This is a genomic window from Pseudomonadales bacterium, assembly GCA_013215025.1.
In the GTDB taxonomy this organism is placed as follows: Bacteria; Pseudomonadota; Gammaproteobacteria; order Pseudomonadales; family DT-91; genus DT-91.
In genome coordinates this window covers 1-11,028 of sequence record JABSRR010000084.1, presented here as the reverse complement: position 1 = coordinate 11,028, position 11,028 = coordinate 1, and the positions used below count along the sequence as shown (strand labels likewise).

The window sequence follows — 11,028 nt, the reverse complement described above, 5'->3', positions numbered from 1 at the left end:
CCTGAGTTTTGTCTGTGCTTACCCGCATAACATTAAGCACTTCTTGAGTATCAATATCTTCAGGCAATGACAAAAAATATGACGGCATAGCACTATCGTTTAACCAGTTCTGCTTGTAGGCATATGATTCAAGAACACTTCTGGCTGCCGAATTGAATTTTTTTTGTAACTTAACAGGCAGGGCCTGTCGCATGATCCTACCGTTAAATTGACGCTGAATATCCCCTTCAACACGCTGGTTAATATCCACCTTATCTTCACTCACTTGATAAAAGTAGTTAGATACATAGGTAATGCTGCTACCTTCAAGGTCTTGCGATTCTTGATAATTTGAACGCACCTGCAGCACTTGATCATCGCTGGCCAAATATTGTTGTTTTGCATAAACCATCTTGTCACACCCTTGTCGAATGCTAACGTCGGCATGACCTAGTAAACGGTACTGGTCAATAAACTGAGCCGCATAATGGGCATGGTGATTAATAATGCTCTGCTCAGATGTAAGCGGCAACCTAGTCGAGGGCAGCTCATCCTGCTTAAAGTCTGCGGCAAGCTTGGCGAAAAGTTGTTGATCATTATCTGAAAACACCACTGACTGTAGCTCTGGCAGTGAATATTGTGCAAGACTTATCGTTATTCCAGCTGACTCTTGTGCTGCTGACGAGAGCCTATTATTGGCCTGTTCGTCACTGGCTTTGCTGCAACTCAGCATACTCAATAGTGCTGTGCTAATCAGGATGGATTGTTGACATGCGCGTTTGCTAATCATAGGTATTGCACCGTTTTATTATTAAGTAAGCATTTATACCGGGCCGAGCGTCATCATAAGGCATTAGCATCGCATTAGAAAGAAAGTTGCAAAGCTGTAACTAGATACTATGTGGCTCTGAAAGTAGACTGCCTAGTTTACTTTATATAAGAAGAAACGCATGCCAAAAGCATTTAGCCAACTACGTCAAAATATCGAGCTGTTCTTTGCCGCCTGGAGTGATACCGTGGTTCAAAAACCATGGACCGTGCTACTGATCTCGTTAGCACTGACGTTTTCAGTGATCCCGCTAGTGCGCCATGGCTGGATTGATGTATCCATTGAATCCTTTTTGCCAGACAGCAACCAAGCGCTAAACGACTACAACGAATTTCGTAACAGCTTTAATTATGCACCGGGCGCGCTAGTCGTTTTAGATGCTCAGCAAAGCGTGTTTAATTTAGAAACTTTAAACAAAATTCGTGCCTTTCACGAGGCCATCGAGCAGCGCCTACCTTACTTGTTAAAAGTCACCAGCCTCGCCAATGTTCGCTACACGCGCGGCGAAGAAGATGAAATGATTGTGGGTGACTTAAGTGAAATCTGGCCCACTACTGAGGCTGAGATTCCCGCTTTCAAAGAGATTGTGCTGAATAATGAAAACTACCTGGGTGCGATCATCAGTGAAAATCAGCAGGTATTAAACTTTCTGATTGATCCCAAGGTGTATTCCACGGAAAAAGACCCCAATCAGCCCTCGGGCCTGTCATATCTAAAACCTGAAGAAGAGGAGCAATTTTCGAAAGCGGTTGTTAGCATTGTCGAGGAGTTTAACCAAGCTGACTTTGTGCTTTACCATGCTGGTGGTCCAACCATGAACTATATGATTGCCAACGACATGCAAGAGTCGACTGGACGCTCTACAGGCTTAGGGTTTGCAGTGATTATTTTATTACTGTTTATGTTGTTTCGGCGTTTATCAGGTGTCATTTTGCCGCTATTGGTGGTGTTTTTATCGCTCGCCATCACCTTTGCGATGTGGCCTACTCTAGGCTACCCCTTCAATGGCAACACGCAAATTATTCCAACCTTTATTCTTGCTGTAGGCATCGCCGATGCAATTCATATCTTAAGTATTTTTTATAAATATTATGATAACGGCGAAGAAAAGCGCGCCGCAATCACGCACGCGATCAAAGAAACCGCGATTGCTGTGCTGCTTACCACAGTAACCACATCAATTGGCCTGATGTCATTTTATGCATCCGAGATTATGCCGACCCGATCTTTAGGCTTGTTCGGTGCCATCGGCGTTATCTCCGCGTTGTTTTATACCTTGGTGCTGGTTCCAAGCTTGCTGACTATTTTACCGATCAAACGTCGCACTCAGGCCAGTGGTGATCATGCGGTAGAAAAAACCGGCATGGTGTTGCGCGGTGTCGACAAAGTTATCGCGTATTTTAGCTGGCTTGGCGTTCATCATGCGAAAAAAGTGGTGGCCGTATCTAGCTTGATTTCAGTAATTGCCTTGATTGGCGTAATGCAGGTGCGACTGGACCATGACCCTGTGCGCTGGTACCCCAAAGAGCATCCCCTGCGCAAAGGTATAGAGCTCGTTGACCAAGAAATGGACGGCATGCTGACCGCGCATATTACTATCGACTTCAAGCAAGATCATGCGCTGCATGACCCCAAAGTCTTGCAGGCAATAGAGCAAATTGAATTACTGGTTGAAAATTATCCACACGCCAGCGTGAATGCGGTTGATGCCACCTCAATATTAAGTGTAGTTAAAGAAACGCATCAGGCATTAAATGCGAATCAGCCCGACTATTTTGCCATTCCAGAGTCACAACAGATGGTGGCGCAAGAGCTGCTGCTTTTTGAGAGTGGCTCAGATGACTTATTTAAATATTCCGACTTTAAATTACAAATGGCTAGATTTGATGTGCAATTCACCTGGTCAAACGTGCTTAATTACCGTGAGTATGTGATTGATATACGCGATGCAATGCAGGCAGAGCTTGCAAGACTAGGCTACCCTAACGCTGAGGTTAAATTTGTTGGCCTGCTGGCAATATTCGGTGAAGCTTTGTACACCTTGCTGACAGATACGATGCAGAGTTACTTGATCGCCTTTGCATTTGTCTTTTTAGTGATGGTGCTGCTGATGGGCAATATTCGTCATGGTCTCATTGCATTTNTTCCAAATGTNATTCCAATCTTAATTACCGTTGGATTGGTATCTCACTTAGACATCGCCTTGAATATCATTACGTCGACATTGGGCTGTGTAATTATTGGCATTGCTGTCGATGATACGATTCACTTTATGCATCATTTCAGACGATATTCTGAAACTTTCTCGCCCAGCGTTGCTATTGAAAAAACTTTACAAACCTGTGGCAGAGCGATCTTTTTCACCTCGGTAGTGCTTGTGGGCGGTTTTATCGTACACCTGTCTGGTACGCTTTCCACCAATAAGGAATTCGGCTGGATGCTCAGTACTGCCATCATATTAGCCTTGTTAGCGAATTTAATTTTAGCACCAGCCCTGATCATGCAATTTTGGGGCAAGCAGCCCAATAAAGCGTCTGATCAAGTAAGCATTGCAGAAGATAAGCCAGAAAACAGTTTAGATCAGCGATCCGTCAGCAGCTAAAACTAAAGCTAAAGCTAGCAAGCAAGCAAGGATGCGAAAGACAGGGAAAGAAGGATAGCTTCGGATGTTAGGGATAGCATTCATAACAGGCTGCTGACTTACAGCTTTATAAATCTACTTAGCTTACTCTTAGCTTTCTACTTAGCTTACTCTTAGCTTAAGCTTTTCTAACACGATAGAGCCACTGTTGTGGCTCCCAAGGCTCTGTCACCTGACTCAAAGTGACATTTACATCATGCCCGATTAAGGACTCAGCCAATGCGCGTGAATGTTCTATTGTTGAAAGCGGGCTGTGCGTAGGCATCATCAACGAGCGACCTCGCTCATTCACGATATATAAATGACCAAACTTATCGGAATACACTTGGTCAAGTTTGCCAAAGCGGTCATTAGTGTAGGTAATATTTTTTTGCTGCATGTGCATATTTTATCGATTGATAAAGGCAAATTTCAAGTCACTTACTGATAAATGATATTGTTTAGCGACCTGCATAACAGCCAACTGCGGGTTGCCAGGCTTATACAGTGCAGACTGCATAATTGCATCAAAATACTGGCTATAGTCTTTGCCTGCTGCTTTTTCATCCAAGTTTGCTTGCTTATCAAATAGCTGAGCCTGATGCTCGTTCTTGATGAGATCGGACAATAGCTGCTGTAGCACGTCGAATTGCGCCTGGGTACAGGCTTCAATTTTTATCTCAGCGACAGCATTGGCTTGATCGAAATAAAAGTGGCAGTTATCTTCCAGCAGCTCAGATAAACAGGCTACTTGAGGCTTAGTTTTCACAGTGCTTTCCTATATTCGACAACACGGCTGTATTGCCAAGGGTACAAGAATTCGTAAATATTGTATAAGAACAATCATCAAGAATTAACTGAAGCCGATTTTAATTACACAATTAGCACTAGGACTATATACTAATCGTAGGTACAAATATTACATAAGTTCGTAACAAGAATTATTTGGCCATCAAGGCTGAGTGATAAATCGAAACACTCGCACAATATTCAACGATACATAATACAACGATACATACACTATGCTAGCTATTGTCATTGCCCTATTGATCGTCAGCAACGCGATCACCTATTTTTTATGTAAGCCAAATAAAAGTGATAATCCCAAATTACTCTCTGAACAGGTTGAGCAATTAGAGCAATCTCTTGCTGAGGCCGGCACAGAGCTTAAAGACTTGAAGCAAGCCTTAGCAGACAGTCGTTACAAAGCTAGCGAGTTAGAGAAAGACCTAGCCCAGGCGAAACGTAAGCACTAAGCCCGATAAGCTATGGTTAAAAATCAAGAATTGAGCGTTTAACTGCTGGGCAATTTTTTATCGATCGATGTGCGTTGCTTAATATGCAATGCGTTTGGCTGATTTTCTAATGGCTGGCCAATCATTTCATCATAGGCGCCATCTTGAATTAAGGTGATTTTCACGATCTCAACTTGCGCAAAGTCGGTTAAGATTTGGTCTATCGACTGAGATTGGTATGCTTTTGCGCCCTGATTCACTTTGAAATACTGATTATCGATCACGGCTCTGACGGTATATAAGTTTTGCCGGGTTGAATGTACAACTAACTCATCAACCTTTAGCGATTGAAGTGATGAAAGACGGATTGCTTGCATATAGCCTCCAAAAATAATTCAAAACCAAGGGTCACAGTTTATTATGCTGGCCAATTGTTATGAAGCATGCCGCAGTCAGCATTCTTAGCGATCCATTGCGCGATAGTATATTGAATAAGCATAGACAAGGTTTTGCCTGTTTGACCAAGAATTTTTGCTGATGATCTTTGCTATATATTGATGCGTAACAAAAGGTAAATTCGTTGAAACGGAGATTTCAGATGAATACCGAAAATTTTCACCCTGCAGAACTCGATGCTACAACACTGAAAGATATTCAATTGCTTGAGCATGAGCTGGATGTTGTTTTGGTAGCGCTTGAGCCAGATCCAGAGCCAGCACGCTTAAACCAAGATCAATTAGCAAGAATCAGAGCTTTAGAAGCTAAAACTGGCAAGGTCTTAGTTGCTTACCAGCACTGATATTACCTAGACAGCTTCATATATTTAGCTAATTTACCTTGGCTTACTCAAGCCAATAACTATTGCAGTTAAGTATTTTCACTAAGTAAATTGCCATATTGTTTGATCAATTAGGGTTTCGAAGTATTTAAGGTTTAGAATTTAGTACTTCTTTAGTACTACTTATTAAGTAAATTTATTAAGTAAATTCCCTAATTGCTCTAATTTAGAAGGCTAATACCCAATCATATTGAAGTGATGCACTTTGCATGAAAGCCCTTAAACCGGGAAATATTTTCCTACTGGGTTTGCACTAAATACACCGTCAATGAAGTCTAACTCACATCCGCAACTGCATCGGTTAAGGCAGTCTTAAGCGGTGTGTATGATAAATCCAGTTCGCGCTCAGCAAGGCTGCCGTCAAATAATAATGACCCTGCCTGCGTTGTTTTAAGCACATCCATAGGCAGCTCTGGGCGTTTGCCGGTAACGTGCGAAACCGCTTCCATGACCTTGGCAACAGGAATCAGCCAATTCTCTGGAATATTAAAACTAGGAATCTTAACATTAGCAATTCGACCGATAATATCAAAATATTCACGTGTGGTTGCACGCTCGGTACCAATCAAATAGCGTTTACCAATCGTATCTTGGCGCATGGCTGTGCGCACAATGGCCTCAGCAGCATCTTTGACATATAGATAGGTATACTGTGTATCTGCACCCACCAGTGCAGGCATCTTTTGCTTTACTGCGCGTCTTACTTCCATGGTTTCTTTGTCATCGCCAGCGCCAATCACCGCGGCTAAGTACACTATCGACAAAGGCAAATCTTTCTCAGCTTGCAAGCTCAAACCTGCTTGATCCCCAAGATATTTGCTTTTTGCATAATCACTGGGGTGTGGACCTGCTGGCGTAATCTCATTAAACGGTATTTGCTTGGGTACACCATAGGCAAGCGGCGTGCTCACCTGAACCACATGCGCAACATGCTGTTGTAAACAAGCTTCAAACACGTTTTTGGCACCAATATGATTAAGCTGATAGAACAACGACCTGTCTTTACTCCAAAACTCTCGCAAGCCGGCAATGTTTATCACGGTGTCAGCCCCTTTAAAAGCGGCTGACAAACTCTCAGGCTCTAAAATATCACCAACCACAAAATTTAACTGCGGGTGACTGTCAAAACTATAGCCATCTTGACGGTGACGGATCACGCAACGTACGTTGACTTTCTCTCGTAACAAACGCTCAACTACGTAACGACCAACAAAGCCTGTCGCACCAGTAATAACGGTAGTGGGGTAATCTGCTCGCATAAAAAACTCTCCAAATAATACTGCAACTACGTATAGCTAAACGCCTTAGATGCATATTGACGAAATGATTTGCAGCTTGAAGGGCAAGAACACACTTAGCTGCAAAAACGAATAGTGGCAAAAACGAATATAGAGAAAATCTGCAGCCGCTTGCGGCATGATAAATATTAATTGCGACTTTAACTGTGGTTGCAAAGGTACAATTGGTTTAGCTTGATTGATTATTTATTTAATCTGATGTGATGAGAAAATGTATATCAAATGCGGTCTAAGCTGCTGATTACAGCGTAAGTTATCAAAACTATGACTTAGGATTTTTCCATGCTCAACCACATCTCCCCGCGCTTATTGCGCAACAGCCCTATCAATCGTTTAGCCTATATTGTATTTATGACTTTCAGCCTAGCCTTATCATTTACGGCGAAGGCTGAAGCACCGGCTAAAGCTGCGCAATGTGCTGCATGCCACGGTCAAGATGGCGGTAAAACAATCATGCCTAACTACCCTAAAATAAAGGGTCAAAACAAGGCTTATATCATCGATTCTTTAAAAGCCTACAAAAACGGCAATCGTAAAGGCGGCAATGCAGCGATTATGATTGGTCAGTCTGCCAGCCTTTCGGACGCCGATATGGAGGCATTAGCTGACTATTACTCGAAACAATAAACTTTTCAAATCGATAAGCAATTTGAATCAATAGCCGTCTTTTTTCTGATCCAGAATCTGTTTAAGTTGATACTTATATACATCCATACATCAGTATACAAATTGCTTTCTAGATTTTGCATTTAGACATGTTATTAAGAATTGTATTGCGATGATTAATTATCATCGCCGCATTACTCTATAAGCCATAATCTATGAACCATGAAAAACCCAGAAGCACAGGTTCTACATTACTATGCAATGGACCTAAAAATTCACCATCAAAACTTACGCTTTTGGATTTAATTTTTCATGATGTATTCTCATTCACTAAGCATTATGCTTTTCAATAATTGTATTTGACTAGGTATTTATATGCGCATCTTAAATTTATCGAAGTTGGCCAAAGATAAACAAGAAACCATTGATGAGTTGTTAATTTTATCGCTATGCCAGAGCTTATATACTGTTCGAGTGGTCAGAAACGGTGAGTATTTCAAGGTCAAAAAACGCTTCAAAGACTACCGCGCGTTTTCAGTTGGTCAGGTGTACAAAGACTTTGAAACTTGCCAAATTCAAAAAGTCACTCTGGTGCATGATAGCCCCTATGACGAAATGATTGGCCATCCAGGTAAAGCCAGTGATAACACCTTAAGTATTTCTACAACACCACAAAACAGCTAGCTAGGTTTTGTCCTGTTTTGTAAATCAATTTATAAACGCCCTGTTAAATAATCGCCTGTTCAAGAATCGCCTGTTCAAGAATCGCTCGGCAATCATNCGTCTTCTTAATAATCACTGGGTATGCGCATAGTTTTCGATTGCCAAAAATAATCTGCACTTGGCAATCGCCCTACTAGCTCCTCGCGTAAAAATATTGTGCTTTAATAAGACAATACTGCTTATGATAAATTACCAGTCGAAGCCCAGCTCAATGAAAGGTCTAAAATCACTTTACTGGTTTACCCATGACCTTCGCATCGATGACAACCCCATTTTACACCACGCTTGCAACAGTGATCAGTTACTCTGTGTGTACTGTGTTGACCCCAGGTGGTTTTCTGCTAAACGCTACCATCTTGCGCAGATGGGAGCGCTACGCTGGCAATTTTTACAACAGAATCTTGAAGACTTAGCCTCACAGCTAGCGGCTTATGGTCAGCAGCTGCATATTATTCATGCGACTGCTGAACAAGCTATTGTGCAGTTGTGTCAGCATTTTCAGATCGACCAGCTATTGGTAGCTCGCCAGTTTGGTTTGGATGAGCGACGCAGTCTAGCAAGCATTGAACAGTCACTATTAGATACACAGTTAAACACACAGTTAATTGAGTTTGACCAAAGTACGTTGCTGCCTGCAGCTGAACTTGAAAAAGGCTTTCCTAATCTTAAAGGTGGTTTTACCCCTTTTAAAAATCGAGCATTGATGGCAACTGACAGTATCGCCATGCCTTACGACAAACCCACCCTACTGCCGCCACCAGTTATTGGTTCAACACATGACGACAAGCCCTTGATGGCAGGCTTTAGTTTGTTTGAAGTCTCTGATTCAGCGAGCTCTTCAGATCGACAGTCAGGCAATTCTTTAGACAGTTCTTCAGCCAATGCTTTACCGCAGTATTTGCCAAAGCCAATAGATGCGCAACCACTCGTTAGCGGTGGAGAATTTGCGGCTCAGCAACATATGTTAGATTATTTCGCTGAGGATTATTTATTAGCGTATAAACACACACGTAACGAATTAACTGGCTTTCACCACAGTAGCAAGTTTTCAGCATGGCTGAATACCGGCGCCCTATCCGTTCGGCGTGTCTATGACTGGGTATGTCAATACGAACATCAACGTGGCCAAAATGAATCCACCCAGTGGATGATATTTGAATTATTGTGGCGTGAATATTTTCATTGGTTAAGCCTTAGCCAATCAGCCTCGTTATTTGCATTCAAAGGTCTTAGAAAAAAACCACCGTTAACCGGCTATTATGGTGAACGTTTTCAAAAATGGTGCCAGGGCAATACCGCTTACCCGCTGGTCAATGCTTGTATGCGCGAGTTAAAAAGCACCGGTTATTTGAGCAATCGCGGCCGGCAAATCGTTGCCAGCTGCTTTGTTAACGAACTTCAGCTTGACTGGCGCTATGGCGCGGCATGGTTTGAACACCAATTACTGGATTATCAAGTTTCAGTGAATTGGGGCAATTGGCAATATATTGCTGGGGTTGGCGTTGACCCTCGCGGTGGCAGACACTTCAATTTACAAAAACAGCAACAAACTTACGATCCCGACCTGCATTATGTTCGCCATTGGTGTGGCGACGAAGATTTTAGTCAACAAGCACATGATTCTGTCGATGCTGCAGACTGGCCAATCTTATGAAATCTCAGTACAGGCGATTATGCTGGCTACTGGGTGACCAGCTAAACATTCAGCACAGCTGGTTTTCTACCGTCAGTGCAGACACTTTATTTGTCTTAGCCGAGCTACCGCAAGAAGTTGAATACTGTAGGCACCATCATCAAAAAATAACCGCTTTCTTTGCCGCAATGCAGCGTTTTAGCGAACAATTGCTAGAACAGGGTCATGACTGTTTATATCTCGATCTTGATAGCACTGCCGAGATGCCAAAATCGTTACCCGCATTGATTGAACAGTTAGCTGAGCAGTATCAAGTGAGCGAAGTTTGTTACCAACAGCCTGATGAATATCGATTATCAGAGCAGCTTCGGCAGTGGCAAAGTGCTAGCAATATTGACATACAGCGCGTCGACAGCGAGCATTTTTTACTGGCCCATGATGAAATTTTTACTGCCTTCAAGCCAAACACCGCTATGCGTATGGAAGCGTTTTATCGTCGCATGCGTAAGCGCTTTCAAATTCTAATGCAGGATGACCAACCGCTGGGTGGACAGTGGAATTATGATCAAGCCAATCGGCAAAGTTTTAAAGCCCATGATTTAGAGACTATCCCCGAGCCCTTGGTTTTTTCACAGTGTAGTCAGGCTATTGCTGAACGCATTGAAAGACATAATGTGAACACCATTGGTGATGCTGCTGAAACCAACCGCTGGCCAGTTGATCGACCGCAAGCTTTACAGTTGCTGGCATATTTTTGCACTGCCCTACTGCCGCAATTTGGACGCTTTCAAGATGCGATGACGCAGCAAAGCCCTCACGCATGGAGTCTTTACCACTCGCGACTAAGCTTTGCGCTGAATACCAAAATGTTATCACCGCAGGAGGTGATTGATGCTGCCGTCGATGCATACGAAAACAACGCATCCATCGACTTGGCTCAGGTAGAGGGATTTGTCAGACAGATTCTTGGCTGGCGAGAGTATATGCGCGGTATGTACTGGATTAATATGCCGGACTACGCAAATCGAAATGCTCTGCAGGCAAAGCAAGAACTTCCCAGCTGGTTCTGGACCGGTGAAACGCGAATGCAATGTTTACAGCAAGCGATTAAGCAATCATTGCAGTTCGCCTATGCGCACCATATTCAGCGACTTATGATCACCGGCAACTTCGCCTTATTAGCGGGGATAGACCCTGATCAGGTTGATGCTTGGTATCTTGGCATCTATATCGATGCGATTGAGTGGGTCGAAATGCCTAACACGCG

Annotated in this window: 12 protein-coding genes; 7 read left to right on the top strand and 5 right to left on the bottom strand. The window is 43.0% G+C overall.

Going from position 1 to position 11,028, the window contains the following annotated elements:
* Positions 1-769: hypothetical protein (locus HRU21_07535; protein NRA42148.1), on the bottom strand; the 769-nt coding region annotated here is incomplete at its 3' end.
* Between the two features lie 160 nt (positions 770-929).
* Between HRU21_07535 and HRU21_07530 the strand changes: the two genes are divergently transcribed.
* The gene (locus HRU21_07530) at positions 930-3,410 is read left to right on the top strand and encodes an MMPL family transporter (GenBank protein NRA42147.1); all 2,481 of its coding nucleotides are present in this window, start codon (positions 930-932) and stop codon (positions 3,408-3,410) included.
* Positions 3,411-3,567: 157 nt separating this feature from the next.
* Here HRU21_07530 and HRU21_07525 read toward each other — a convergent pair whose 3' ends face one another.
* Positions 3,568-3,834, bottom strand: coding sequence for a hypothetical protein (locus HRU21_07525; GenBank protein ID NRA42146.1), 267 nt, complete (start codon positions 3,832-3,834; stop codon positions 3,568-3,570).
* 3 nt (positions 3,835-3,837) lie between these two features.
* Positions 3,838-4,197 (bottom strand): hypothetical protein, encoded by a 360-nt coding sequence (locus HRU21_07520; GenBank protein NRA42145.1) that lies wholly within the window; start codon positions 4,195-4,197, stop codon positions 3,838-3,840.
* Positions 4,198-4,450: 253 nt separating this feature from the next.
* Here HRU21_07520 and HRU21_07515 point away from each other — a divergent pair, with 253 nt between their 5' ends.
* Entirely contained in the window at positions 4,451-4,684 is a 234-nt protein-coding gene (locus HRU21_07515; protein NRA42144.1) for a hypothetical protein, read from the top strand.
* 38 nt (positions 4,685-4,722) lie between these two features.
* On the opposite strand, the gene HRU21_07510 is transcribed toward HRU21_07515, so the two are convergent.
* Positions 4,723-5,040, bottom strand: coding sequence for a hypothetical protein (locus tag HRU21_07510; GenBank protein ID NRA42143.1), 318 nt, complete (start codon positions 5,038-5,040; stop codon positions 4,723-4,725).
* A 221-nt stretch (positions 5,041-5,261) separates the two neighbouring features.
* On the opposite strand from HRU21_07510, the gene HRU21_07505 reads away from it, so the two are divergent.
* Positions 5,262-5,462: a hypothetical protein gene (locus HRU21_07505; protein ID NRA42142.1), complete on the top strand. Its 201-nt coding sequence runs from the start codon at positions 5,262-5,264 to the stop codon at positions 5,460-5,462.
* A 314-nt stretch (positions 5,463-5,776) separates the two neighbouring features.
* Here HRU21_07505 and HRU21_07500 read toward each other — a convergent pair whose 3' ends face one another.
* Positions 5,777-6,760 (bottom strand): NAD-dependent epimerase/dehydratase family protein, encoded by a 984-nt coding sequence (locus tag HRU21_07500; GenBank protein ID NRA42141.1) that lies wholly within the window; start codon positions 6,758-6,760, stop codon positions 5,777-5,779.
* Positions 6,761-7,150: 390 nt separating this feature from the next.
* On the opposite strand from HRU21_07500, the gene HRU21_07495 reads away from it, so the two are divergent.
* From HRU21_07495 to HRU21_07480, 4 genes are all read left to right on the top strand, one after another.
* Entirely contained in the window at positions 7,151-7,426 is a 276-nt protein-coding gene (locus HRU21_07495; protein ID NRA42140.1) for a c-type cytochrome, read from the top strand.
* 354 nt (positions 7,427-7,780) lie between these two features.
* On the top strand, positions 7,781-8,089 hold the full coding sequence (locus HRU21_07490) for a hypothetical protein (protein NRA42139.1): 309 nt from the start codon (positions 7,781-7,783) through the stop codon (positions 8,087-8,089).
* Between the two features lie 250 nt (positions 8,090-8,339).
* Positions 8,340-9,782, top strand: coding sequence for a DASH family cryptochrome (locus tag HRU21_07485; protein NRA42138.1), 1,443 nt, complete (start codon positions 8,340-8,342; stop codon positions 9,780-9,782).
* The coding region (locus HRU21_07480) for a cryptochrome/photolyase family protein (protein NRA42137.1) at positions 9,779-11,028 on the top strand (1,250 nt) is incomplete at its 3' end. The genes HRU21_07485 and HRU21_07480, both read left to right, overlap by 4 nt.